Origin of the sequence: Candidatus Bathycorpusculum sp. (assembly GCF_009778815.1) — an archaeon.
Classification (GTDB): Archaea; Thermoproteota; Bathyarchaeia; order Bathyarchaeales; family Bathycorpusculaceae; genus Bathycorpusculum; species Bathycorpusculum hydrogenotrophicum.
Map to the genome: position 1 here is coordinate 1 of NZ_WRFL01000033.1, position 25,689 is coordinate 25,689.

A 25,689-nucleotide genomic window follows, 5' to 3' on the forward strand; every position below is an offset into this window, starting at 1 on the left:
GTCTTCGTTTCGAAAGAGATAATCCCCAGAAGGCTTAAATCTAATACATTTTTATTGTTTATTTGTAAGCTTCCGGCTTACTCTTCAGAAGGACAGGAAGACACATCATTGAACAGGGGCATTATGACCCTTATTGATATGATGTGTGACCCCTTCCTGTTAAGTTTCGAGGACTGTTAAAGGTCTAAAACAGTCTTATTTGTCAGTCTTAAGATGTGTTCACTCGATATCTAACAACTGAACTGGAGTAAACTAATATCATTGTAGAACCATATCTGTTAGGTGGCTGAGATGAGGAAAATCTTTAGTGTATTTTTACTTATCCTGTTAGTTTCTACAGTTTTAATTATATTGGTTCAGCCTCTAAATGCACAGATAGGAACACCTGTATCGTTGTCAACTCTTAGTTCATCATTCCCTTTGCCTAATCTATCAATTGCACCATTTGACGCTTGGTTTGGTTTTTTGATAATCTTGATGGTGATAATAGTACTGGTGGTAGTAGTGGTTATGATAATTTTGTATATACTTAGATTAGAAAAAACCTCAAGACAGAAACAGACTACACAAACATAACAGAGCATTCCTTCTCTCAACTGCCCTACAATATGCTTAGTCATTGTAAAAGGGGAAACTGGTCTGATTTGTGAGGCAGTAGAGAGAGAGCCATGAGTGTGTTTATGGGATTTTTTTTCTGGTGTTTTCTGCTGAATTTTCAAGCTTTGGGGTATGTGGGTTTTTGTGGTTAAGTGATAAGTGGAGGGGGAATTATTATTCCCAGTAATCTTTTTCAAAACCCATATTCCAGCATTAATTTTGGAGATTTTGAAACACTTACTGTGATATATTGCACGGAAGAACATAGGCTTTTATAGTGCTGAGGAACTATAACAACTTGGTGTAATAATTGACAAAGACAATATGTCCAGCTTGCGGCATGATGGGACATCTACAGATTAGAGGAAATAACCAAAGAATTCTACATTATCAAGGCTTCAAAGAGGGTAAAAGAGTCTACATTCAACATAAGCTGGTAATCACTGGTAATCAGTCAATGGTAATAAATAAGCCAGATTTAGCCTTAGATAAGCAAAATGGTGGGCCGGTGGAGATTCGGACTCCAGACCTTTGGCTCGTAAAGCCAACGTCCTAACCAGGCTAGACGACCGGCCCACGTGTGGAACATAGAGATTACAGAGCTTAATATTAGAATTATGTTTTTCAAGCGCCTAAAGGGCTATCAATAATTGAAATAATGAGGAATCACTGGGGTTGCAGAGGTAGTTTTGTTATACTTTGAAGCGCAGCATTGCGGCTATGCCGCCGAATGCGTTTTTGAGCATTTGGCCTTCTTCGGTTTCTGTTGAGATGACTTCGACTTCTGTGTTGGTGAGTTGAGAGAGGTCGGCTAGGTCATCCACGAGATCTTTTTTGTCCACAATCGTTATCGAAGGTGCTTTGCATGAGCTACAGGATTTTTCGATTAGGCCTTTTTCAAAGTCTGCGAGATCTTTGCTTTTGACGGTGTGCTCTTCTTGAGTGCCGCAGGCACCGCATTTTACGGCGACTCGAACTAAATCAACGGCTTCGGAGAGAAGAACCAATCGGACGGCTCCCATGTTCATTAGGCGTCGGACTTCGGATTCGCCGTAGGTGATAAATCCACTGTCGTGGCCGACTTCGTAGAGGAATTTTTGCATGATTTCTTTTTCTTCGATGTAGCGGACTTTTTTCATGATCTCTGGTGCTTTTTCAACCACTTCTTTGACGCCTTGCTCTTCCACATAGGCAGTGTCGAGGATATCTATGATTTTATTTTTTAGTTGATAGTTGAGATAGTCACCTTTTTCGAAATCGTACTTGGTGGGTCCGGGGCCGCCCAAAATGATACCTTTGAGGGTGTCTATGGGCAACAAAATCTCGTCGGCATGGCCGGCTACACGTGTAAAGTATTCATTTAGTTGCATGTCGCGGAGGCGTTCGTAACGCCGTGCGGACTGGCCACCGGCACGGGTTTTGCCTGCTACACCTGAGTGCATCTGTCGTATAATATCGAGACGTTTACCTTGCAGGGTGGCTATGGTGGCTTGGGAGGCATCTACAAGAATAATGCCAAAGGTTTCTTTTTCTCGAAGCATTTCTTGAAGATGTTCAGTGTGGAAGCGGCTGTCGCATCGGTAGAGGAAAATTTTAATCTGCTCAGGGGGAACGATGACATAGCTTTCCATGCGTTCAGTTCCGGGGCCGCCGCCTTCTTGTGGCAGAGCACCGGTGAAAATAACTATGCCTTTCTCTCCGGGGTCTTTGAAGAGTTTGAGCTTTTGCTGAGCCTTAATGATGGCATCGAGTACGTTTTTGCGGGTGACGTTGGATTTTATGTTGCTGGCTGTGCCGTATTCGTTGCGCAACAGGTTGAGTGCATCGCTGATTTGTTTATCAGGCGGCACATAAATAGTGATGAGTTCAGTGTGGCTACCCTCTTTGCTCGCTAGGGCATTGATGATTTTTCGTAGTCTGAATAGTTCTAAAGAGCTTTTTTTAGGGACACTCAACTAGTTTCACGAAAGTTAATTCAAATAGTTACGCTAAGAGGAGGAAAATAAAAGTTCCGGACTCTAAAACCGGGTTATGCTTTGGCGGCTTTAGGTGCCGCTTTGGCAGAGTCCTGGGGGGTTTCGGGAACGCCTATGGCGTCTTTGAGATGGGCTTTAAACGGTCCGAGTTTACCGCCATAGTTGCCTGCAGAGATTTTTACAATCCCGGGGCAGTTTATGGCTGCAACGACACCAACTTCCATGGCTTTCTTTACAGCATCCAGAGTTAGGCCGTTGATGACGATTTCAAAAACGGAGGTGGCGCCGGGGGGAACTACGGTGTCGGGGACGATTTCGCGCAGGGTGGGGCAGTAGGCTTGGTTTGTGGAGGCTTTGAGTTTGTATTTAAATGAGCCTGCTTTGCTTCCTGATCGGCATACTCCGCCTGGGAAGGGCATGATTACATCTGGAACTTGGGCGCGGATGGCATCAACTGCGGCTTCTGAGGCGGCGAGGCATTCAGGCATGGTTTTGGCAAAGATCATAAAGTTGCCGCCGGCCACTGCTTCGGTGGCGCCAAAGCCGTCTTCGACTAAAAAGTTGCCTTCCATGACGGGGATTTTCCAGCATTTGCGTCCGCCGATGAGGGCTTTTTTTTGGAAGCCATCACCGAAGTAGCGTAAACTGCTACCGATGAGTAGAACACGTTTACCTACCAGACCGTTGAAGGCAGCTGTTGTGGGACAGGTCATGGTACATTGTCCGATACGGCCCATCAGGGAGTGTTTGAGTTCGAAGCGGTCTTTGTTGTAGATTTGGATGAGTATGCCGGGTCTTTTGTCAGGTGTCTCGCTTGCGGGTACGATACGCTCGATAGCTGCTTCTGCGGAGGCGGCAATGACACTTGTTGCATAGCCGGTGGTTATGGAAGCAGCAATCTCGGCCCATTTCTCATTTTGAGCGGTTATAAGTACTCGTGCAGCCCAGAGGGGAAACATTTCTGCAAAAGTATCTTCCACCTGAACCACACCATAAGCGGTTTTAACAAAATACATACGCGTTTTTTCATCGTAACTTTGGATTTCAAGCGGACTATTATTTGGCGACATAATAAGACCTCTCAGTTCAGAGGGCTTTTGTATGATTTAAGAGTTTTCATGGATTTTGAGGTTTCAACGCGACTGGTTTTTCAACCCAAACAACCAACTTGGCACACAAAACGCACATACAACCCAGAAGCCACAAGGACAAGTTAGGATGTGATTTTTGCGTTGTGAGTTAGGATGGTTGTTAAATTGTAGGCAGGTTTCAATGTGAACAGAGACCCTAGAAAGATGTGAAGTCTTCATCAGTTGACGGGGTTTGGTGGCTAACAGCTAGTTATTCATTAGAGAAAGGTTCTTTTTGAATTATCTTGGAGGGGGGGATATCAATATGTTATTATCGGTTATCGCTAAATATAGAAAGAGAGGTTAGAGCATGACCCTTGAACTCGACTGGCAAAACATCTTTGCTGAATGTAGAGCAAACATTCAAAAAGCTATTGAACCCTGTCTGAAACCCTGTGATGAGCCTCAGCCGGATTTGGGCATAGGCGCGGGCGGGGATTTGATGAAACCGGTAGATTTAGCATCCGAGTCAGCCATCATTGAAACTCTAAAAAAACATGAAGTGTCCTTCACGCTTATCAGTGAAGAGACGGGGGTTAAAAAATTTGGCGCGGCATCGGAGGGGTGCTATATTATAACTGACCCCATTGATGGAACAACTAATCTAACACGCAGATTACCGTTTTACTGCACCTCGATTGCAGTATCTAGCACACCCTATCTCAAGGGGGTCTATGCGGGTATGGTTGCAGATTTGGTGCATGATCAAACTTTTATGGCTTTTACGGGCAGAGGAGCGTTTTGTAACAGAAAACATATCCAAACCTCAAATATTAAAAGATTAGAGGAGGCTTGTGTGGGGTTAGATCTAGGCGCCTACAAAACCGGCCTAGACCTAGACTGTAAAAAAATAATCCAAAACATCAAACACACTCGCCACTTCGGCGCTAATGCCCTAGAGATCTGCTACGTCGCCAGCGGTATAACTGATGGATTTATTGATTTACGAAGTAAAATCCGCACCACCGATGTCGCAGCGGGATTTTTAATTGCCAAAGAGGCCGGAGCCACAATAACCGACCAAGCAAACCGCCCCATAAACATAGCACTTGATCCCAAACAAACCCTAAATTTTATTGCATCAGCCAACAGTGAGATTCATAAACAAATCTTGAGCCTGATTAACAGCGATGCTTAGTCTGCTTCTGCCCCAGCCGGCCGCGATGATAAAGAGCACAAAAAATAAAACGCTACTCATCGCAGATCCACACATCAGCTGGGAAATGAAGCTTCAACAAAAAGGTATTCACATACCAAGTCAAACCAGCAAAATTCTAATCAAACTCACCACTCTGCTTAACCAATACAAACCCGATACACTGGTGATTTTGGGCGATGTAAAATACACAGTAGTTGGCAACAAACAGGGCGAGCGGCAAGATATCCCTGACTTTTTTAAAAAGCTCCAAAGCCAAGTAGGAAGCATAGCAATTGTTCGGGGTAATCATGACGCTAATCTCGAATCACTACTCCCCAAAGATATCATACTTTTGCCTGCAACTGGTGCAGTACTTGGGGATGTGGGAGTTTTTCACGGTCATACCTGGCCAGCCCCTGTGTTATTGGGTTGTAGGACACTTGTGATGGGTCATCTGCATCCAGCAGTGGTTTTCAATGATCCTACTGGTTACAAAATGACAAGACAAGTATGGATAAGAGCAAAACTAGACAGTGAAGTCTTAGCAAAAACTCTTCTTCAGAAAAGCCAAATCAAAATGGAGGGTTCAGTCAAAGAAACCCTTCAAAACCACTTCAACAGCAAACTTGAAACAAAAGAACTCTACATTATGCCCAGCTTTAACGATTTCTTGGGCGGCAAACCCCTAAACCAAACCCAGCCACACAAAGACCATACCACCGAAACCCTCATCGGACCGGTGATACGTTCAAAAGCGGTAGATATGGATAATTCAGAAATATATCTGCTAGATGGAAACTATCTGGGAACTCTAGCACAGTTAAAAAAATGGGAAAATTAGAAGCCGAACAACTCACAAAACAGATTTGTGAATCTTTAGCCTGTTCACTCCTCGCAGGGTCTAAAAAAGTCTCCAGATAAATTTAGGATAACAATAAATGCAACCGGAAGTCATTTTTTGTTAACATGTCAAGCAGGTTATTGTTAGATGAAACGGAACATATTGCTTGCTGTTAGTGCCATATTGCTAATAGTAATTGTTGCAGTAACTCTCATCATAATAGATACCTCCTTCTCTGCTGACAAACCCTTCTATGTTGGGGTAACCTACAGCGGAGATACAGTCGAGGGTGCAAAACAACTAATCGACGAAGTCAAAAACTACACCAACCTCTTTATCCTAAACTCAGAAAAACTCCAAGAATTCATTCCAGGTATAGAAGAAATCGGCGACTATGCAATCGCCTCAGGGCTCAACTTTGCAACATCTGTTGGCCGTAATAGATGGCATGATGTTGTTCTACTAGGATGGGGTGATGAGGCACAACAGCGCTGGGGAAGCAATTTCATAGGCATATATGACTACATATATGAATGGGACGGAGACGCACCAGGCAGAAAAATACTGGATAACCAGCGATACGCATATCCAGATCAAAGTGGGTGGTTTCTATATCTATAGACGGTCAAATCAGAACAATATCAAAGAGCGACGACGAAATTTACATAAGGGAAAACATCGCAGATCATGTGAGCTATCAGACCTCTTACTATGCAAACAGTACCGTAAAAGTGCACGGAGATATACCAGATAAATCAAAAACGGGCACACTCTATGTTTCTTACCCCGATTTACCTGAGAACTATAGTGGTCCAAATCCGGTGCCTATATACAACGTTCCTTATCCCCCAAGAACTGTACATAGAATATCCAAACGGAACTAGCGCTTTTTTCTGGCCATAAAAGATTCAATTCGATGTCATGTATTATCCTGATGGAAAGATTACTGTTTGGGAAAGTGAACGTAGTGTGTTCTATACGGTGGTGAAGGGTAATGCGCGAACAGTGGTGAATAGTAGTGCGCGCATTGCTGAGGTGGAGCCTTTGAATGCAGTTTTAGATAGAAACCCCTTTGGAACCTATGATGTAGCCGCTCAGACTTTTGAGACCTACATTACAACTCAGTTGCAACCCATAGAAAATCAATCCGTCACCAGCTTTACAACTGATTGTGCGCTGTTTTGGTGGGACTTACAAGGAGGTTATGATTTTGTGCTTGCCGAGTTAGGTGGAAATAGTAACATTGCACAAGAGATTGGTTTGGTGCGAGGGGCGGCAAATTTACAGGGTAAAAGTTGGGGGACAACCTTTACTTGGAAACACACTCAGTAGCCAAATCTTCCAGATGGCCAAGAGCTGTTTAAACAGATGAAAACCTCATATGAGGCTGGTGCAGAGTATGTTGTAATTTTTAACTGCTCAGAAGACCCAACAAATCCAAGAAGCCTACAAAAAGAGCATTTTCAAGCTCTGGAACGTTTCTGGGTTGAGGCAGTGCAAAACTCCAAAGTTACTCATGGCGGTATTAAAGCCGAAGCGGTTCTTGTTTTGCCCCAAAACTATGGCTGGGGCATGCGCAACCCCAAAGACACAATCTGGGGGGTATGGCCGGCAAATAGAACCGCTCAACAGATCTGGAACCAAGTACAAACCCGACTCAACCAATACGGCACAAAACTCGACATAGTCTACGAGGATCACGCCTATTCTGTAGCAGACCGTTATAGTCATGTCTATTATTGGAATCAAATCGACTAACAGAAAATATTTTTGCGACAGAAACAAGCAATGCTTAGAGAATAGCATCATCCAATTTGGGATTAACTGGATCTCTGCAAAGTAAACTATGGCAACATGAGACTAACGATAACTATGAATGATATATTGAGGGGGGTTTTGGGTAGTTTAAGAGAATTTGGCAAGAGAATGTTTGTTGAGGGGACTTTGGGGTGCTGGAGCTAACTCTTATATTTGCCACATGTTATATGGCTAATATAGTCAAGGGAGACGTGAATGTATGAAACTTGTAACCGTTCTTTTGCCAGAGGCTTATCTGGAAGGGTTAGATGAATTAGTAAGGGCAAACATGTATCCAAGCAGAAGTAGCGTTATTCGCAGCTCTGTTCGGGATCTGCTAAAGAAAGAACTCTGGGAAAACAAACGCGGCAGATAAGAAGCTAAACGCTTTTTACTGCTTCACATAATCTTTTGGCGGCTTCAGATGGATTTTCAGACTGCGTGATTTCTCGGCCTACAATGAGGTAATCGGCGCCTGCTTTAATTGCGGTTTCTGCTCCGCCGCCTTGTGCACCTACGCCGGGGGAATAAATTGCGGCATTGTCATTTAGGATGTGTTTTATTTCAGAGATTTTTTCGGGACAGGTTGCACCCACCACGACTCCATCAGCATTCCACTGAACGGCTTTTTTGGCAAATGCGACATATTGGGGTATGTGTTGTCCAGTGAAGGGGTCAACAATGGTTTGTCCGTAGCCTTCTCCGGCGCCTTTGTGACTCATATAGGTTAGGAGAATAACGCCGCGGTCGAGGTGTTTTGAGACGGCGAAAAGCGGTTTTAGACCTTCTTCCCAGCCTACAAATGGGTTGGCGATGATGGCATCAAAACCGGCAGCGTAGTAGTATTCGGCTATAACTTGGTTGGTGGCACCTATGTCGTTGACTTTTGCATCCATGATAGTTAGTAAACCTTGGGCACGGATTTGATCAACAAGACATTTGACGCCATCAAAAGTGCCCAAGGGGAGGGTAAGGTGGTGATTGATTTTTACAGCGCAGATGTAGGGATGGACATCTTTTAGGATTTTTTGGGCTTTGATGAGTATGTTGTTGCGGTTCTCGGTGGCTGTGAAGGGGAAGTCAAGTGCTAATATTATGGGAGATTGTTTGCTTTTTGCGGCTTCCTGCATTTTGCCCTTAAATGACATATGGTTACCTCAGTAATTTTGAATAGTTTTATCGTCAAATTAGGATTTAAACCTTCAAAGAATATGCGAAGCTTAAAATTTGCCTCCGCCTCATTTGCGTATACGCAGTCAGTTACAGGTTGAGAGGAAAAATATGCCTAAACAGACCCTTGCTCAAAAAATCATTGCTAAACACCTAGTTGAGGGGAAAATGGTTGCAGGTCAAGAAATTGCACTTAAAATTGACCATACACTCACACAGGATTCTACAGGCACCATGGCCTATCTTGAATTTGAAGCCATGGGTATTTCTAAAGTTAAAACTGAGCTCAGTCTTAGCTTTGTTGATCATAGCATGTTGCAAAATGATTTCCGCAATGCGGATGATCACCGCTACCTTCAAGGTGTTGCGGCTAAGTATGGCATAATTTTTAGTCGTCCAGGTAATGGTATTTGTCATCAGCTTTATCTGGAACGCTTTGCTCGTCCAGGCAGAACCCTTCTAGGCAGTGATAGCCATACGCCCACGGCAGGGGGTATGGGTATGATTGCTATTGGTGCAGGTGGGTTAGATGTAGCGGCGGCTATGGCGGGCGAGCCTTTCTATTTGGAGATGCCCAAGATTGTGGGTATAAAATTGACAGGTAAACTCCAAGTGTTTGTCTCCGCCAAAGATGTTATTTTGCAGGTTCTCAAGATTTTAACTGTTAAAGGCGGCGTTAACAAAATTTTGGAATATTATGGTCCAGGGGTTGATACCCTAAGTGTTCCCGAACGCGGAACCATCACAAATATGGGCGCAGAGACCGGAGCAACAACCTCTATTTTCCCCTCTGATGAAACCACCAAGATGTTTCTTGAAGCACAGGGACGAGGCATGATGTGGGAGGAGCTTAAAGCAGATCCAGATGCAGTTTATGATGAAAATCTCGAGATTGATCTCTCGACCCTTGAACCCTTAATTGCTCTGCCGCACAGTCCAGATAGTATTAAAAAAGTCAGTGAAGTAGAGGGCATAGCGGTTGATCAAGTCTGTATTGGCAGCTGTACCAACTCATCGTTGCGGGATCTAAAAATTGTTTGCGCACTGCTAAAGGGTAAGCAAGTACATGAGAATACCAGTTTAACGGTCTCGGCGGGTTCACGCCAAGTTATGGAGAATTTGGCAACTACAGGCGAGCTTGAAGCACTCATACAGTCAGGTGCAAGAATCCTTGAGAATTCTTGCGGCCCCTGTATTGGAATTGGACAATCACCGCCCACAGGCGCAGTATCGTTACGTACATTTAATCGCAACTTTAAAGGCCGCTCAGGCACCCAAGATGCACAAGTCTATCTGGTCAGTCCTGAAACAGCTACCGCTGCGGCTCTAAACGGAAAAATCGTTGACCCACGTAAACTCGGCAAATTCCCCCAGATCACCATGGCTGAACGATTCATCTTAAGCGATGCTATGTTTATTCAGCCCAGCCAATGTGCAAACAAGGAAATCATCCGAGGACCCAACATTAAGCCACTACCCGACTTTACAGCACTACCCAAAAAACTGCAGGGTAAAGTTCTCCTAAAAACAGGTGATAACATTACAACCGATGACATCATCCCCGGCGGCGCCGAGATTATGTCTCTGCGAAGCAACATTCCCCAAATCAGCACCTATACGTTTTGCCATGTTGACAAAACCTTTGCATCACGCGCAGAACAGAGCAGGGGAGGATTTATCGTAGGCGGCGAAAACTATGGCCAGGGTAGCAGCCGCGAACATGCAGCCCTAGCACCCAAATACTTAGGCATAAAAGCGATCATTGCAAAATCGTTCGCCCGCATCCACCTAGCAAATCTTGTCAACTTTGGTATTCTACCACTAACCTTTGTGAATAAAAAAGACTATGACAGCATCACTTTGGATGATGACTTGGAAATAGAAGTAGATGACTTAAAAGAGCAACTCACAATCATAAACAAGACTAAGGGCACTCACATAGCAGTCAACCTCAACCTAAGCGAACTAGAAAAAGAGCAAGTCCAAGCAGGCGGAAAATTGGCCCTTATAAAAGCCAAACAAAACCACAATAAAACGCCAGAATAAATCAATCCACACTCAACACTACACTACACCGAAATCAAAGAAAGCTACAGCAGACAAAAATCTGCTTCTACACCAAAAAAGAGAAAACAGGACAAAGCAATACCAAATTTAACAAGTGATCAGCAACTATTTTCCAGATTAAAATAAAGAAAGAAGGTTACAGTAACTTACGGGTTACTGTCAACCACACAAGGAGTTTATTTGACTTGCCAAACTGAGGAATCGACAAGCTGCCAAGTGGTAACAAGGAGCATTGCAGGAGTGTTGTATTCCTGCACGTTTGTCAAGCTCTCAAGCATACCGGTTTGTCTGTCGAAATAGACAGAATTGAGTTCATTGCGTGTGCTGCTCATTGTTGGATCGGTGGAGTCGTAAAAGCTATCACTCAATGTCCAGTAATTCCTCTCTCGTGCTTCACTGGCATATGTTTTGACATCAGTTTTCTCTACAATAATGCCATCAGCGCCAAGGGGACGGAGTTTATTGCCTGCTTTAAGGTCTGAGCCATAGATAGGCCAAAAGGTAGTAGTGCTATCTGTTTTATTTCCAAAGGATAGGTCTATCCATGCTTGTTCAAAAATTTCTGTTCCATTGAGGAACCGCCAAGTCGTTGTAAAATAGACAACACTATCCTCAACATTGAGGATATGAACTTGGTAGTAGTCTGTTTGATTATATTGCTCAAAACCGTCAGGTTGAATAGCCTCCTCACCTAGAAAAGTGGTTCGGCCTTGTAGTGAGTAAGTAAAAACATCACCAGCTTTTACCCCGGGAACAGCGGGTCCCTCCGGAGGGGGCTGCAACACAAAAAATATTGCAACACCAGCAACTATGAGAGCAACTAGAAGAGCAACTAGAAGGTATATCAGAGCAGAACTTTTCTTTTTACTATAGGACATGCGTATGATGTATCTATCACCCATATTTAGTTTTTTTCCCAAAATAAAACAAAACAAGGAGACTTCAACAGCAAATCACAACACAACCATAGATGCCACTAAATCACCAAAAATAGACGACCGATGATGCACCAAATCCATCAACCAACGAGTTAAAACTAGAGATAGCAACAAACCAAACGCCTGTTTCTAAGCAATAACACTATAAAAAACAAACTAGTAAAAGAGAGCAATTATAATTTTTTAAAGTCAGTCAAGATTTTTTCTAGGTCCATAGCGGCATTGAAAGACAAGTCGTCGTTATCGTATTCGATATGTTTTAGTCCCTTGAGATTTGGAGGCAACTCTACTTTTCGCTCAACTAACAAAATCACTTGCGTGTTATACTTTAGATAGGCAGCGTTAATCTCAGAGGTGACATTGGAATTTAGAATGTATAACCCGCTGTACCGTCGTTCCTGTTCAGCAGCAGCAATAGGAATTATTGCGCAGTCACAATTCTTCATTAAACCAAATTTATTTTCAGGAATTGGAACAGCCGTTTCCTCTTTATCACCTACAACATAGTCATACTCAAGGAAATCCAACATTTTTCTCACTTGGTCAGCCACCTTGGCGTCACTGTTGGATATGAAAACTCGCGGTTTTAAACCCATATTTTGAGATTTGAAGGGCATGGGGGGGCTTTCAAAATTTACAGCTCTATCCAGGGGAGGAGCGGTTGTCAGATATGGAGTAGCACTTGGAGACTCAAAGGTAACTTTTGCGCCGGCGAGACTTTTGATTCTATTAACAGAGCGTTTATTCGCTATCTCACTTACCCGCAATAGTTGAAGATCAATTTCGTGGTCCATGGCGTCTACTTTTGCTTCAAGGGTATCGCTATCAAAATTGAAAGCCACAACAGTTCCTCTCTGGGTTCCACCTGCTATCAATAATTTAAGAAAGTCCTGCACTTGTCCCAAGCCAACATGATCGGATTGTATGATTAAAAGCGGCTGCCCACCCTCAGTAAACCCATTCACACCCAAAGAGGGGTCGGCGGGTCGGCCATTAAACTTTTTGATAACCCACTCTTCAAAGGAGCGAGAGGAAACTTTTCGAAGGCTTTTTTCATCCACTCGTCGGCTCTTAAAAACGACAAATATAACCGCCACTACAATACCCGCAACCACAATAGCTATGATTGCACCGATGAGCCATGGATTAAAGCCGTTTGGTTGCTGTTCTTCTGTTGATGTTGGATCTACTTCAGGCGGCGTTGAGGTTTGGCCGCAGACTGTTTGGAAAATCATAACCGTTAAAAAAAAGAAACATACAACAAAGACTACGCTTAGCAGATGTTTTTTCATGCTTTCACATTCCGATATCACATAATTAGAGCGCCCGTAACAGGATAAGGAGCGAACATGAAGCTAGTGGTTGTGTCACCTTAAATAATTAGGGGAAAAAATGCCGCAACCAAAAAACCTGATGAGCACTCAGTCAGCGTTAGATAATTGTAACGTGAGAATTTAAACCTTTTTTGGCTGTGAATCAGTCGGGCTGGTTAACATATAAAAACTGTTTTTTCTATACATTAATAGCAGCTTAACTAAACAACATTTTTGCACTCCAGTAAGGTTTCTTCAGCCAATTTTAATCAGGTGTAACACCGTTTAGTTTGGGCAGTAGCATATTGTGGAGGAAACAAATTTTCAGGCTATGACCAAGTATATTGCAAGTCTGTTTCTAATTTTTATGGGCTCTATGGATTGTGCAACAACAGTAGTTGGAACACACTATTTTGGTACCCAAGAACTCAACCCAATCATGGCAGACCTTGTGCATTCAAATCTTCCGGCATTTGTAGTGGTAAAACTCACTGTAACGGTTGCTGTCGGCGTGATTTTTGTGTTAGCTGAAAAAACATTGATGAACAGCAAAAACAAAACCGACAGATCCTTTAAAATCGCCCGCAACACCCTAAGAGTTGCCTACATTGGAGTTATGGTGTTTCTTACTATAGTGGTTACAAACAATATCATAGTGCTTCTAGGTGTAATGTAGCCAAAAAAACAAGCTAAAGCAAACAGACAATAGAACTAAAACAGATGAAATAACCTGCGTCTAACACTAATAGGTACCGCAACAAGGGCATCATGCACCAGCCACAAGGTGCAAAGCAGATTAGAAGAAGAGACGTTTATTAGACAGCTACTGCCCAAACGTTTTAAAACATATAATCCAACATACTTCCTAAGTCAACAGTGGTATCCGTGAGTTTAAACTATCATTATATGCAGCTACCCCGTGAAGTCATCATTGGGGAAGGAGCACTTAGTCGCATTCCCGAAGTTGCATCACGTTTAGGGCTTAGAGGAAAAGCCTTGTTATTGTCAGATGCACAATGCTACAAACTTGCTGGAGAAACTGTGTCAGAATTTCTTAAAAAGGCAGGTCTGGTTTCAGATTTTTTTCTAGTAAAGTCGGCTAATGTAGACGACCTCACAGCTATTGAGGAACAAGTTAAAGAGCTAAAACCACAGGTTGTCTTTGGCGTAGGCGGCGGGACCATCATTGATGCCGCAAAATTCAGTTCAGCGAGTCAAAATATTCCGTTTATCAGTGTGCCTACCATAGTATCCCATGACGGCGTCGCCAGCCCGCTTGTCTCTATTAAAGGTTCAGATAGACCCTATTCGGTCCTCGCACAAGCACCCATGGCAATAATCGCCGATACAGAGATTATATCTAAGGCACCATGGAGGTTTATGGTCAGCGGTTGTGGAGATACCGTCAGCAAATTCACCGCTGTGAAAGACTGGCAACTGGCACATTTAGAAAAAGGCGAATACTATGGAGACTATGCAGCAAGTTTGGCACTTATGAGTGCGGAACTTGTCACAGAAAAGGCCGATTTAATTGCAGATAAAAAAGATGAGGGACTACGGGTGCTTATGGAAGCGCTGATAAGTTGCGGCGTTGCCATGAGTATCGCAGGCAGCAGCCGTCCCTGCAGCGGCTCAGAGCATCTCTTTAGCCATTCCCTAGACATCCTAAGTTCTCATCACGCCATGCATGGCGAACAATGCGGTGTGGGTGCCATCTTGACTGCATTTCTGCATGGAATTGACTGGCAACAAATCAAAACTACACTTCAAAAAATTGGTGCACCAGTCACCGCCCACGAATTAGGCGTCAAAGATATGGATGTTGTAAAAGCACTCCATGTCGCTGCTCAAATTCGACCGGAACGCTACACCATTTTACATAAACTTAATTTGAGCTTTGATGCCTGTGAAACTGCAGCACGAGCAACAGGCATAATCAACTAAGCTTGAGCGGTTCAATCAATGCAAAAGCGTTACCTTCAGGGTCTTCTGCAGCCGCAATCCAGCCGACTTCAGGAACCTCTTGTTTGGGTTGTGTAACTCTACCTCCTAGCTTGACGATTTTTTCCAGAAAATCCGTTATGGATTCCACAGAGTAATAGTTGATGGGCTTGCCTTCAGGGGTTTGACGTTTATACATGCCACCGTTTATACCGGGACGTAATGTCATGCCTTTGTTGTCTGTGGGTACGGTTTGGATTATCCAGTATTCAATGGGTCCACCGGCTTGGATTATTTTCCAGCCAAATACATCTTCATAGAAGCGCTTAATTTTCTCCATGTTACTTGCTGGAATTTCAAAATGTACTATGGTATGGTCCATGGGTTTTCACCTCCAGACACATTAAGGGTATTATACTGTATCTAGTACTATAATGGCTACAGATTTAACTTTTGTTAACTGATAGTTTGCGTTTTTAGAGGTTTATTTTATGATGCTTGCCTATGTTTGAAATTGTAAAGATTATGGCTGATGTTAGGAGTAATATTGTCAGGGATGTGAATAGTCCAGTGTAGGAAAGGACTGTGGCTAGTATTATACCGCTTATTATTGGACCAAGAGTTTGCCCTATATCCATTATGGTGCTTAGGAAACCCATGGAGGTCCCAATCAAGTTGGCTGGTGCCAGTTCACACATTAGCGGAGAGGTTGATGAGATGACCATAACAAATCCTACACCATACCCTATGGAGATAGCAAGCAAAAATGCGAAATGAGTTGTAAATGGAACCAAAAAGAGAAGGGCTCCACTTAGGGTACAGCCCAAGATTATAGGTAAACGTCTGCCATATTTATCGGATAATCGTCCAAGCAGGGGCCTAAATACGATTAAAGAAATGACTTGCACACCGATAACTATGGATACTAACAGAGCATCAAGGTTTGCCACCTCTATCATATATTGAACCAGATAAAATTCCATAACACCATAAGCATAGTATTGACATGCTTGAACAAAACTAACAATTAACGCACCTCTACTACGAGCAACTTTTAACCATCCTTGCAACATTTTGCCTGTTGCAATTTTTGCTTTTACAGGCTGGGGGGCGATGTTTGCAGGGGGATTAGTTTTGTTTTCTGAGAGTAAAAGCAGAGCTATTGCAAAAGAAGTGACCCCCGCTACTGCAACCGCTAGATAAAGGGTGTGAAAACCATAGCTGGTGATAAACAGTATAGAGCCCCCTAGAAAAGGAGCAAACCCTCGACCGATGTAGGTTGCTGAGTTAAATGCAGCCATACGTTCACCTCGTTTAGCAGAGAAACGTTCAGCTATTGCAGCTTCGGCAACGGGAACAAACATAGCTGTTGCAAAACCATGATAAAAACGCACAAGAGCTAACTCCCACCAACTTGTTATACCAAGGTAGAGAAAAGGAGCAGAAGCAAAGATGAATGCAGCAAATAGAAGCACTTTTTTTCTGCCAAAAATATCTGAAAGAGAAGCAGCAGGTAAGCTGACTAGTATACCTGGAATGGTAGAGGCTGCCGCGATTATTCCAATTAAGTCAGGGGGTGTTCCTAAGCTGACGGCAAAGGGGTTAAGGACAGGGGTTTTAGACATTGTTGAACTAAGAATGGCCAGAGCGCCCATTACACAAAAAACAATAAAGTAGGCTCGACCATTCAAATGCAGCCGTCTCGTTAAGTTCATTTTGCCCCTTGCCATTATAAGTAAGCATTATCATTTAAGTAAACCTACAATCTGCGTTCTAATTTGTACAGGTTTATGGGTTAAGCTAATGCAGAAGGGTTGCAGATTTGCAACAGGGGGATATCTAAAAATTGGACCAAGAGTACTTTTTTAGTTGGAATAACGATACAACATGAGGTAGCATAGAGAGACGCGGGTATGCAAATAACTAAAGTCATAAGAGATTTCCTAAACGGCTTGGCCTTTGGTATAATAGAAACCGTACCCGGCGTAAGTGGAGGAACCATCGCGATCATATTGGGGTTCTACAGTGAACTCATTGAGGCCCTAAACCACTTTACCGAGAATGCCAAAAAGTATACAAAATTTTTAATTCCCATTTCGCTGGGCATTGCCACTGGTTTAGTAATATTTAGTGTTATTATGACTTATCTGCTTCAGTATTTTTCATTTCCAACCATGACCTTTTTTATCGGTTTAACTGTCGGCATTATTCCTCTCATTTACATAAAAATAAAAGAACCCAAACAGTGGTTTAAGCCTAAAGAACTAGCTATAATTCTAATTGCACTTTTCACTGTACTGGTTGTAGCCAATTTAAAACCCCTGCCCGTAGAGGGTATCAATCATATAGACGCTCCGTTTATGCTCTTTATTTTTTTAGCGGGTATTATAGCGGCTATAGCGCTGGTGGTTCCAGGTATAAGTGGTTCGTTTATATTGTTACTGTTTGGCATCTATCCCTTAGTTACCTACTCAGTTTCATCTATTGGACTTTTGTTAACCGACATTACCAACATTTCTTTGATGTTAGATATTGCCAAAGTTTTGGTTCCCTTGGCTTTGGGTATAATAATTGGCGGTCTTTCTATGGCAAGACTAATCGAGAATCTTTTAAAAAACCATTATAAAACCATGTATTCGATTATATTGGGGTTTCTATTAGGCTCCGTTTGCGTGCTGTTTAGAGAATCTTTTATCTTTCAAAGCGGTTCGTCGGCACTAATCATTATTGCTGGTGTAGTCACATTTTTGCTTGGAAGTATGATTTCTTTTAGTTTGGGGAAAAAACGGTTTAGACTACTTTGAGTCTTTTTGTCTGTGAAGTGATCGATCATACGGGTCAGGTCACGTGCTTTTTTGTGACACAAAATAGGGCATTTTCGGTTCTACAAAAGTCGGTAAATTGAGGTTTGTGAAATAAAAAAGAGAAAAATAGATGAACTGTGAATTCTTACCGTTCATATTAAACAGCAAAGACTAATGTTTCAGTCATCAGCTTGTCTACGGAAAATTTGGGTATTACTTCTGTGTATGTTATGTCACAATGCAAACATGTGAAAGTCAAAAGCAGCTGTACAATAGAAAATAAAAAAATAAATTAGAAGCTAAGAGTCTACTGTGACTCTTCAGTTTTCGCTTCTTCTACGGGTGCTTCTTCAGCAACTGGTGCAGGGGCTTCAGGCTTGGGTTCAGCTGTGAAAGTTTCTACAAACTTGGTTTCTGCCAAGTCGGGAAGGAATTTTTGGATGTCCATGGCGACACCGCGTTTGGCAATCTGTATTCCTTCTACGTAGAATGTTTCTTCAGGCATGTCGATGGTTAAGTTTTTGTCTTGGATTGTTAGTTTGAACTTGTTTTCTTCAACGACTGGAACTCTGCGGTGGATTAGGGCGCCGATTTTTTCTTCAGCAACTTCGAGTTTTTTGGTTACGGTTAGGTCGTAGATAAGGGTGCGTCCTGCTAAGGCAGGGTTGAAGTCTAGGAGTACTCTGCCTGCGCCGATGGAGCGAATGGTGGCGGTTTTGCCTTGGAATTCGATGCGTGCACCCACAACGGGGTTGATTTCTTTGGCGTAGAGTTGCTTTATGGGGACCCGGCGGATTTTATCAGGGTCACGGGGACCGAAAGCTTTGTCGGCAGGTATCTCTACGTTTGTCTCCTTGCCGATTTCAGCGGTTAACAATGCCTCGTCGAGGGCTTTTAGAACCCAGCTTTCACCTATGACGACGAGTTTAGGTTCATAGAATTCTCCTTCTTTGTGGAGGTGCGCATTTTTGGCGACATCTTCTTTGGTTGTATCGAAAACTTCGTTTGTTTCCTTAACTTTCGCTACATAATCGAGAAGAATGAAATCTCCTTTTTGTAGGGCCATCTTTTGAATCATCCTTTAATATTCGGGAGTAGAGTTTCAAAGCGGCATAAAAACTTTATCCAGCAAAAAACCTTAACCGTTTCTGCCGCAAACAATTCACACCTTAGAGGGGCAATAAAAAGCCGGTTCAGAGGCAGACTGCTCTCTTGAGATTTACTCAAACATATTAGCTTACCGTGTTTGAGTTAAAGATACCTTTCGGGTTTGCTTAGAAGACTTTTGATTTTTGCCAGACCAAATTTTGCCAGACTATCGGTTTGGTTGGTTGTTGGGTTTTGTTATTGCCTTTGACCAAAGAATAAGAAAGGAGGGTTGAAAAGGGTGTTTAGAAGAAGCCCTGGATGGGGGAGTCTTCTTTTGAGGCTGTTTCGCCTTTGATTTCTTCGATGCGGGTTTTTGTTAGGGCTCTAATGTTGTTAAAGTTGGACATTTCGCCATAGTTTACTAATGTGATTGCGGTGCCGTCTTCGCCTTTGCGTGCGGTTCTGCCGATGCGGTGGAAATATACTGGTGGATCTGCGGGGACGTCGTAGTTGAATATGTGGGTTATGTCGGCTATGTCAAGGCCGCGTGCAGCAACATCAGTTGCTACTAGGAGGTTGCGTCTGCCGTGGCGAAATTCGTTGATGGAGCGATCGCGTTGGGCTTGTGTGAAACCCGCATGAAGTACTTGTGTGCGAAAACCGCGTTTGTAGAGTTGGTCAGCTAGGCGGCTGGTTTCATGGCGGGTTCGGCAAAATATAATGGCTTTCTCAACACGATCATCTTGAAGAAGGTCACAGAGCGCATTTAGTTTACCGCCTTGGTTGACAACAAGGTAGTATTGTTTCATTTTTGTTATGGCGATTTCGTCTTTGCTGACAAAGATTTTTTGGGGGTTGCGCATGTATTTGTTTGTTAGGCGCATGACATTTTCGTCCATGGTTGCGCTAAAGAGGCCGGTTTGGCGGTCGCGGGGTGTTTTTGAGAGGATGAATTCCATATCTTCGATAAAGCCCATGTCGAGCATGCGGTCAGCTTCGTCGAGTACGACAAAGCGTATTGTGCTCAGGTTTAGTACTCTGCGTTCCATGAGATCGATTACTCTGCCCGGGGTGCCCACTATGATTTGGACTCCGCTGGCTAGGGCGTGGATTTGTTTGTTGATTGATTCTCCGCCGTAGACGGGCAGGACTCTAACTTTGGTGTATTTGCCGAATTTTGCAATGTTTTCGGCGACTTGTACGGCTAGTTCGCGTGTGGGGACTAAAACGAGTCCTTGAACGCCGCGTATGTCGCGGCTTAGATTTTGAACCATGGGAACGCCAAAAGCGGCTGTTTTGCCGGTTCCGGTTTGTGCTTGACCTATGACATCTTTACCTTCGGACAGAGGAAGTATGGCTTGGGCTTGAATCGGAAAAAGAGTTGTATACCCAAGTTCGGTTAGGCTTCTTAGAACCTCTGGATTTAACGGTAGGTCACTAAATGTTTGAATTTGCATTATGTTTTTCTTCTGCCACAACTGTTTTCTTCATGATGTCTCTAAAAGCTTGGATAGCTTTGATCCATGAGTTAATGTGACGGTTTCCAATGGGGCTGACGCGTATAAAAACTTTTAGCAAAAATTCAGTCAAAGTAAAAGGTCAAAAATGTAAAAAACACCAAAAAAATTACAAAAACAGGAATAAACTTTTGGGTCAGCGATGATTGACGAGCTCTCACAGCCACAGGGCTCGAAGCCGTCGCCTCACATCATCCCAGGCTATAGATGCATCAAAAGGGAATTTATCTATTTGCATCCGGCACACAAATTCAGCATAACTACCCAGCAAAACAACAACAACTAAACAACTAAACAACTAACGCTTCCACATCAACAAAGGGCGGCATCAAATTAAAGTAATTAATTAGTTAATGGAAAAACAAAGAAGAAAATAAGATAAGTGCAGGGGTTTTATTGTTTTAATTCGTCAAAGAACCCGAGAAGCAGTTTTGCAACAGCTTCGCCCTGCTCAGTCTTGGTGTAGTATTTTTTGAGCGGGTCGATGCGTTCACTTTTGGCTAAACCCAATGATTCAATCTCAATCATTCGTGCTCTAAAGGTGCCATCACTCAATGTCAGGTTGTTGTCCTGCATAAAGCCCTTGGCATCTTTCCATTTACCACGGCCGGCGTAGAGTAGAAGCAGACAATCAATTGCATGATCTTTTTCCAGCATTGTTTTGATAGAGGCGAGTTTAGGTTCGGTGAGTACACGCTTTATTTTCTCTTCGTTCATATTTTTTACCATCGGCGTTTTTCTCCTTTTATTTTTTAAGACTTGTGATACACCAAAGCATTTGAACTATATTACAACATCCGATATATGTCTCCAGACGCATTAACTCAGAATAGAACAAAAACAACAACAAACACACCCAACAAACAAAAACAAACACACAACCACCCCAACAATAACCACCACCCCAAAAAAACAGACACAAACACAACACAGCAAAGCTTAACAACCCCCCTGCCAAAACAACCACAAGAGAACCACCATGACAAACAACAACACCAACAACACCATCCAATACGAAATCCCCACATGGAACCAAATCTACACCATGCTCCTCTGCCAAGCACAAAAAATCCAAGCCACCTCCTACGAACCAAACATCATAGTAGCCATCGCACGCGGCGGACTAGTTCCCGCACGCATCTTAGCAGACCTCCTCGAAATCCACTCCTTTACCACAATACAAACAGAATTCTACACAGACATCGCCAAAACCAAACAAACCCCCACATTAAAACAAACACTAACCACCCCGATAAAAAACAAAAAAATCCTCCTAATCGATGACGTCACCGACACCGGAAAAACCCACAAACTAACCCAAACCTACCTCCAAACCAAAGGAGCCACAGAAATCAAAACCGCCACCCTATACCACAAACCCCACTCCACAGTCACCCCCGACTTTTACGAAAAACAAACAACCAACTGGATTATCTTTCCATGGGACACAAAAGAAACACTCAGAAAAATACTTCAACAAACAGACCAACAACAAATCAACAAAGAAATCACAAAAATAGTAAAAGCCGGTTTACCAAAACAACTAATCGATAAATTCATAAAAGACATACAACAACAAAAGGAACACCAACCATGCAATACCATATTGAAGAATACAACAAACACATAGAAATCACAGGCTACAAAAACATAACATTCCAAAAAACAGAAACTTTTCTAAAAACACATCGAAAACAAACCACACAACAAGCCGACATACAATTCTTTGACGCCCAACTCATCGCCTCACCCAAACATCTCTACTTCGCCGCCTTAAACGCCCTACAGGCATTCCAAAACAAAACCAACACCTCCAAAAGCACTGCAATGGAAACCATGCTCTATGCCTCAGCCGAACGCCAAATACAAAAAGCCATCGATCGCCTAGGAATAAAACCCCAAACCCAAACTCTGGCAATAATCATCATAGCCAAAGAACAAAAACACATAGAAGACCTTCTCAGAACACTAACAGAACATATCGGTACAGAACCCGATGAGACAATTCTTGAAATGACAGAAGAAAAAGAAACAAAAATTCAGCAAACCTTCCAAATCACTCACACCGAACTAGAAACCACAGCAAACAACAAAGCCAAGACAGTGGATTTAGTCATTGAGCGGATTGCTCTGTTAGCTACGCAGATTTAAAGCATTTTTTCTTTGACAACCGCCAAGATATCGGTTGGTTTTATAAGCGAGATACCAGTCTGAGCACCTAAAACCTCGATCTGCAAAATCAAGTCAGGATTGTGGAGATCAACACTACGTTTGATATCGCCTGCCGCGGCTTGAATAATATCCATAGAATGCAACTCTGTGAAACGCTTCTCAACAGTAACGCGAAAGGTTTGTGTTTCACCTATTTTTGTCGCCAGCACTTCCGTGACTTTTTTGATTTCAGCTAAATCAGTCGCTACGACATACTGTATAGGTACAATACGTATAGCATACCGAAACGCATAGGGCCGCTCAGATAGAATTACACGGAATTTTGCTATGACCTCAAGGGGATCGAGAACAGTTTTGGCAACAATTAAGCCGCGTATTTTAGTCTTAGCAGCCTGTGCCTCAATATCACCTAACTCATCTTTTAAGAGATAGAGTATCTCGTTGACCATAGCACGTTCATTACCACGGGCAGTTGTAGCTAAGAGAGCAAAATCGCCAAGCATATCAGCATCCTCAGCAGAAATGTGCATTACCCATTATTGTGTCTTATGTAAAATACAGAAACATGGTCTCGAATATCTTGCAGGAAAGATTTCAGAATCCAGATAATAAAAATTCAAGATCGCCCTGCCGCCTAAACTGCGGCGAGTAATTAAGATATTTAGTTATGGATTTTAAAGGTTTAAATGAATGAAAAGAAACTAAAATGGCATCGGTATAAAACCCGAGAGGCAATAGGTGCCGGGGTAGCCTAGCCTGGCTAGGGCGCCAGACTCATAATCTGGAGAACAAAGGTGGCCAAACGCCCATGTCCAGAAGTCGCGGGCTCGAATCCCGCTCCCGGCACCAGACCTCAGCTTCTCAGCTTATGGCGCTCTTCAAGTTTTTAAAGCCCAAAAAAAGCCGAAACACTCTCAAACAGGTCATTGTTACAAAAAAATAATTGGACCTATCTTCAAAATAGGTAAAATATCAGGAGCTCAAAGAAAGATACACTTCATTTAATCGTCACTGAAGTCCTTTTTGCATTTGAAAGTGAATGTTATAGCTATAAGTTCTACTGTGAAGAGTGTAGCGCTCACTATAGACCATTTATCGATCATACCCATGGGGAGATTTGTGTTTTCAGTTAGTAAGAACACTATGATGCCTGCTATGCCAATGACTATTGACGTGAGAAGCCACAGTGTTAGATATTTTTGCTGTTTCTCTTCTTGTCGTTCGGTTGTGTTTTGTTGGTTTTTTATGTTGGTTTTTTGTTCTGATTTATATTTTTTCTGCAGTAGTACCCAAGCAGTCAATATGATTGCTAGTATGAGACCTGTTATGCTTAGGATTAGATTTGTAAGGGCCCATGTTTCGGTTAGTTCATGCGGTGGTTCTGTCGGAGTTTCTGTCGGTAGTGGTGTAGGTTCTGTTGGAAGATGAGTTGGTAGTATAGCGGAAAAGGGTTTATTTGAAGAACTACTGCCGCTACCACCGCCGTTGGTGTTTCCGCCGCCAGAATTTGTTGTGTAGTAGAAGATAATCACATTATCAGTAGCAGTAAGCACAACAGAAACAGAAGTAGGAACAACCGCCGTATAACCCGACACAGAAACAGCAACCTCAGACACCAAAGCACCCATAGTCTGACCCATAACAATCTTGCTGTCAATTATTGAAGTAGTAGAATTTTGCAAATAATAGTGCACTACATATGAGACAGATAAAGACTCACCGCTTGATTGCCAAACAGCATACAACACAGCATTAGCCTGGATGGCAAATGTCGATCCGGACAGGTATGTTGGTTGATCAGCCTCAGGAGTTGCAGCCCAGCCAAGAAAAATGTAACCCTCATTATCTAGTGTACCTTGATCCAAAACAGTCACTGCCTTGCCAATCATGTATGGACTACGATCATCAACAGGTGCACTACCAGTACCAGCATCACCATTGGGCCAGTTAGCATAATAACGCACGGTATACCAAATAATAGGTTCAACACCAATTGAACTCCAACGGGCAGTTAACTGTAAATCACCCGTTGTGCCCTCAGGAATAACGTAATTAGAGGAGGAAAGCACCGTACTGCCATCGGCATACTGTACAATCCAACCTACGAAAGAATAATCAGTCCTAGAAGGATTACTAATCTTAACTGGAAGTTCCGTCACAATATACTCAGGTGGATTACTATGAGCATTAACACCACCATCTAACACATAACTAATAGCATAGCTGACCTCAATCCACTGCGCATACAACTCGGTATTCACAGTAATAACAAAAGAAGAACCAGCAACATACGAGCTAGACCCAACCTGCCAATTCAAGAAACTCCAGCCATCAACAGCAAGATCACCAGTATTACCAACCACAGTAACAATCGCACCAAACTTGTACAAATTATCATCAACTGGAACACTACCACTAGAACCTATAGCACCAGAGGGATAATTCGCATTATAAGTAACCTTAAACAAATCCTCTGTTTCTGTGCCTATCGTCTCACCATCAATAATCACTTCTGCAGTATTCGAAATACCACTATCAGCACCAACAACTTGGAAAGTAACCAAAAGAACCACCACCCCATCACCCACAAGATCCGCAGGATCAAGAGTAACAATAACTTGACCAGCAACAGTTGTAGAATCCACTGATACAGAAGAAACAGGCACACCATTAATCGTCAAAGCACAACCCATGTATTCAAGACCAGCAGTCCAAGAGTCAACGACCTTAAACACAGCAATAGTAGACACCACCCTTGGCAAAGTATACTTAATCTCATAAGTAACCGAGTCACCAACAGCAAACGAAGAAGAACCGCCAGTAACAGTTTTAGAGACACCGCCCTTCTCCAGCCACACCGCATACAACGTTAAATCAAGAGCATAAAGATAGTTGAAAGTTGTTCCATTACTATAAGCAAACCCTAAACCATCCGCTTGTGTATTCCAACCGATAAACAGGTAGTCATCACGAGTAAACGCATTATTACTCAAAGTAACATCCATGTCATAAGTTGCATCAGTATCAGGCATTACACCAGCACCACCGTTAGGGTCATACGTAATAGTATATGTATTAGCAGTATAGAAGAAAACAACCTCAGTACCAGACACACCAATAGTAACATTCACACTAGAAGGCGCAACCACAGTATAACCATCAATATCAATAGCAGACACAGACACCACAGTACCAAAAA

Annotated in this window: 25 protein-coding genes and 2 tRNA genes; 14 read left to right on the forward strand and 13 right to left on the reverse strand. The window is 42.8% G+C overall.

From position 1 onward, the window contains the following. Nucleotides 1–180: hypothetical protein (locus FWF39_RS07360; protein ID WP_343382796.1), on the forward strand; the 180-nt coding region annotated here is incomplete at its 5' end. Nucleotides 181–1,095: 915 nt separating this feature from the next. On the opposite strand, the gene FWF39_RS07365 is transcribed toward FWF39_RS07360, so the two are convergent. The 3 genes from FWF39_RS07365 to fhcD all read right to left on the reverse strand — a co-directional run bounded on the left by FWF39_RS07365 (nucleotide 1,096) and on the right by fhcD (nucleotide 3,589). Then, nucleotides 1,096–1,173 (reverse strand) — tRNA-Val (locus FWF39_RS07365). Between the two features lie 116 nt (nucleotides 1,174–1,289). Further along, nucleotides 1,290–2,552, reverse strand: a complete 1,263-nt coding sequence (gene prf1, locus FWF39_RS07370) for a peptide chain release factor aRF-1 (protein ID WP_343382797.1) — start codon at nucleotides 2,550–2,552, stop codon at nucleotides 1,290–1,292. Between the two features lie 74 nt (nucleotides 2,553–2,626). Continuing rightward, nucleotides 2,627–3,589 (reverse strand): formylmethanofuran--tetrahydromethanopterin N-formyltransferase, encoded by a 963-nt coding sequence (gene fhcD / locus FWF39_RS07375; RefSeq protein ID WP_343382820.1) that lies wholly within the window; start codon nucleotides 3,587–3,589, stop codon nucleotides 2,627–2,629. A 424-nt stretch (nucleotides 3,590–4,013) separates the two neighbouring features. Here fhcD and FWF39_RS07380 point away from each other — a divergent pair, with 424 nt between their 5' ends. From FWF39_RS07380 to FWF39_RS07405, 6 genes are all read left to right on the forward strand, one after another. Then, nucleotides 4,014–4,841: an inositol monophosphatase family protein gene (locus FWF39_RS07380; RefSeq protein WP_343382798.1), complete on the forward strand. Its 828-nt coding sequence runs from the start codon at nucleotides 4,014–4,016 to the stop codon at nucleotides 4,839–4,841. Nucleotides 4,842–4,866: 25 nt separating this feature from the next. Next, nucleotides 4,867–5,682 carry a metallophosphoesterase gene (locus FWF39_RS07385; protein WP_343382799.1) on the forward strand — a complete coding sequence of 272 codons (816 nt, stop codon included), beginning with the start codon at nucleotides 4,867–4,869 and terminating at the stop codon, nucleotides 5,680–5,682. Between the two features lie 147 nt (nucleotides 5,683–5,829). Further along, nucleotides 5,830–6,303 carry a hypothetical protein gene (locus FWF39_RS07390; protein WP_343382800.1) on the forward strand — a complete coding sequence of 158 codons (474 nt, stop codon included), beginning with the start codon at nucleotides 5,830–5,832 and terminating at the stop codon, nucleotides 6,301–6,303. Between the two features lie 300 nt (nucleotides 6,304–6,603). Further along, nucleotides 6,604–7,014 (forward strand): hypothetical protein, encoded by a 411-nt coding sequence (locus FWF39_RS07395; RefSeq protein ID WP_343382801.1) that lies wholly within the window; start codon nucleotides 6,604–6,606, stop codon nucleotides 7,012–7,014. A 36-nt stretch (nucleotides 7,015–7,050) separates the two neighbouring features. Beyond that, nucleotides 7,051–7,440, forward strand: a complete 390-nt coding sequence (locus tag FWF39_RS07400) for a hypothetical protein (RefSeq protein WP_343382802.1) — start codon at nucleotides 7,051–7,053, stop codon at nucleotides 7,438–7,440. Nucleotides 7,441–7,699: 259 nt separating this feature from the next. Continuing rightward, nucleotides 7,700–7,855 (forward strand): ribbon-helix-helix protein, CopG family, encoded by a 156-nt coding sequence (locus FWF39_RS07405; protein WP_343382803.1) that lies wholly within the window; start codon nucleotides 7,700–7,702, stop codon nucleotides 7,853–7,855. Nucleotides 7,856–7,859: 4 nt separating this feature from the next. On the opposite strand, the gene FWF39_RS07410 is transcribed toward FWF39_RS07405, so the two are convergent. Further along, nucleotides 7,860–8,627 (reverse strand): orotidine 5'-phosphate decarboxylase, encoded by a 768-nt coding sequence (locus FWF39_RS07410; RefSeq protein ID WP_343382804.1) that lies wholly within the window; start codon nucleotides 8,625–8,627, stop codon nucleotides 7,860–7,862. Between the two features lie 133 nt (nucleotides 8,628–8,760). On the opposite strand from FWF39_RS07410, the gene FWF39_RS07415 reads away from it, so the two are divergent. Beyond that, nucleotides 8,761–10,695 (forward strand): aconitate hydratase, encoded by a 1,935-nt coding sequence (locus FWF39_RS07415; RefSeq protein ID WP_343382805.1) that lies wholly within the window; start codon nucleotides 8,761–8,763, stop codon nucleotides 10,693–10,695. Nucleotides 10,696–10,892: 197 nt separating this feature from the next. Here the strand turns inward: FWF39_RS07415 and FWF39_RS07420 are convergent, their stop codons facing one another. Continuing rightward, on the reverse strand, nucleotides 10,893–11,618 hold the full coding sequence (locus FWF39_RS07420; RefSeq protein ID WP_343382806.1) for a hypothetical protein: 726 nt from the start codon (nucleotides 11,616–11,618) through the stop codon (nucleotides 10,893–10,895). Between the two features lie 209 nt (nucleotides 11,619–11,827). Beyond that, the gene (locus FWF39_RS07425) at nucleotides 11,828–12,946 is read right to left on the reverse strand and encodes a hypothetical protein (RefSeq protein ID WP_343382807.1); all 1,119 of its coding nucleotides are present in this window, start codon (nucleotides 12,944–12,946) and stop codon (nucleotides 11,828–11,830) included. Nucleotides 12,947–13,274: 328 nt separating this feature from the next. Between FWF39_RS07425 and FWF39_RS07430 the strand changes: the two genes are divergently transcribed. Continuing rightward, entirely contained in the window at nucleotides 13,275–13,643 is a 369-nt protein-coding gene (locus tag FWF39_RS07430) for a DUF5658 family protein (RefSeq protein ID WP_343382808.1), read from the forward strand. Nucleotides 13,644–13,873: 230 nt separating this feature from the next. Continuing rightward, a complete protein-coding gene (locus tag FWF39_RS07435) occupies nucleotides 13,874–14,911 on the forward strand; it encodes an NAD(P)-dependent glycerol-1-phosphate dehydrogenase (protein ID WP_343382809.1) in 1,038 nt (345 codons plus the stop codon). Here the strand turns inward: FWF39_RS07435 and FWF39_RS07440 are convergent. Next, on the reverse strand, nucleotides 14,904–15,290 hold the full coding sequence (locus tag FWF39_RS07440) for a VOC family protein (RefSeq protein WP_343382810.1): 387 nt from the start codon (nucleotides 15,288–15,290) through the stop codon (nucleotides 14,904–14,906). The two genes, FWF39_RS07435 and FWF39_RS07440, sit on opposite strands and share 8 nt — an antisense overlap. Nucleotides 15,291–15,384: 94 nt before the next feature. Further along, nucleotides 15,385–16,638 (reverse strand): MFS transporter, encoded by a 1,254-nt coding sequence (locus tag FWF39_RS07445; RefSeq protein ID WP_343382811.1) that lies wholly within the window; start codon nucleotides 16,636–16,638, stop codon nucleotides 15,385–15,387. A 183-nt stretch (nucleotides 16,639–16,821) separates the two neighbouring features. Between FWF39_RS07445 and FWF39_RS07450 the strand changes: the two genes are divergently transcribed. After that, nucleotides 16,822–17,712 (forward strand): DUF368 domain-containing protein, encoded by an 891-nt coding sequence (locus FWF39_RS07450; RefSeq protein WP_343382812.1) that lies wholly within the window; start codon nucleotides 16,822–16,824, stop codon nucleotides 17,710–17,712. A 307-nt stretch (nucleotides 17,713–18,019) separates the two neighbouring features. On the opposite strand, the gene FWF39_RS07455 is transcribed toward FWF39_RS07450, so the two are convergent. The 3 genes from FWF39_RS07455 to FWF39_RS07465 all read right to left on the reverse strand — a co-directional run bounded on the left by FWF39_RS07455 (nucleotide 18,020) and on the right by FWF39_RS07465 (nucleotide 21,035). After that, complete coding sequence (locus tag FWF39_RS07455; protein WP_343382813.1) at nucleotides 18,020–18,778, reverse strand: FKBP-type peptidyl-prolyl cis-trans isomerase; 759 nt, start codon at nucleotides 18,776–18,778, stop codon at nucleotides 18,020–18,022. 325 nt (nucleotides 18,779–19,103) lie between these two features. Continuing rightward, nucleotides 19,104–20,258: a DEAD/DEAH box helicase gene (locus tag FWF39_RS07460; RefSeq protein ID WP_343382814.1), complete on the reverse strand. Its 1,155-nt coding sequence runs from the start codon at nucleotides 20,256–20,258 to the stop codon at nucleotides 19,104–19,106. 453 nt (nucleotides 20,259–20,711) lie between these two features. Beyond that, entirely contained in the window at nucleotides 20,712–21,035 is a 324-nt protein-coding gene (locus FWF39_RS07465; RefSeq protein WP_343382815.1) for a hypothetical protein, read from the reverse strand. A 262-nt stretch (nucleotides 21,036–21,297) separates the two neighbouring features. On the opposite strand from FWF39_RS07465, the gene FWF39_RS07470 reads away from it, so the two are divergent. Together FWF39_RS07470 and cgi121 are read left to right on the forward strand one after the other, a co-directional pair. Then, nucleotides 21,298–21,948 (forward strand): phosphoribosyltransferase, encoded by a 651-nt coding sequence (locus FWF39_RS07470; protein ID WP_343382816.1) that lies wholly within the window; start codon nucleotides 21,298–21,300, stop codon nucleotides 21,946–21,948. Then, nucleotides 21,912–22,469 (forward strand): KEOPS complex subunit Cgi121, encoded by a 558-nt coding sequence (gene cgi121, locus FWF39_RS07475; RefSeq protein WP_343382817.1) that lies wholly within the window; start codon nucleotides 21,912–21,914, stop codon nucleotides 22,467–22,469. Before FWF39_RS07470 ends, cgi121 begins: the two co-directional genes overlap by 37 nt. On the opposite strand, the gene FWF39_RS07480 is transcribed toward cgi121, so the two are convergent. After that, nucleotides 22,466–23,020 (reverse strand): THUMP domain-containing protein, encoded by a 555-nt coding sequence (locus tag FWF39_RS07480; RefSeq protein WP_343382818.1) that lies wholly within the window; start codon nucleotides 23,018–23,020, stop codon nucleotides 22,466–22,468. The two genes, cgi121 and FWF39_RS07480, sit on opposite strands and share 4 nt — an antisense overlap. A gap of 210 nt (nucleotides 23,021–23,230) precedes the next feature. Between FWF39_RS07480 and FWF39_RS07485 the strand changes: the two genes are divergently transcribed. After that, nucleotides 23,231–23,339, forward strand: a tRNA-Met gene (locus FWF39_RS07485). A gap of 152 nt (nucleotides 23,340–23,491) precedes the next feature. Here the strand turns inward: FWF39_RS07485 and FWF39_RS07490 are convergent. Further along, a partial coding sequence (locus FWF39_RS07490) for an InlB B-repeat-containing protein (RefSeq protein WP_343382819.1) occupies nucleotides 23,492–25,689 on the reverse strand: 2,198 nt, incomplete at its 5' end.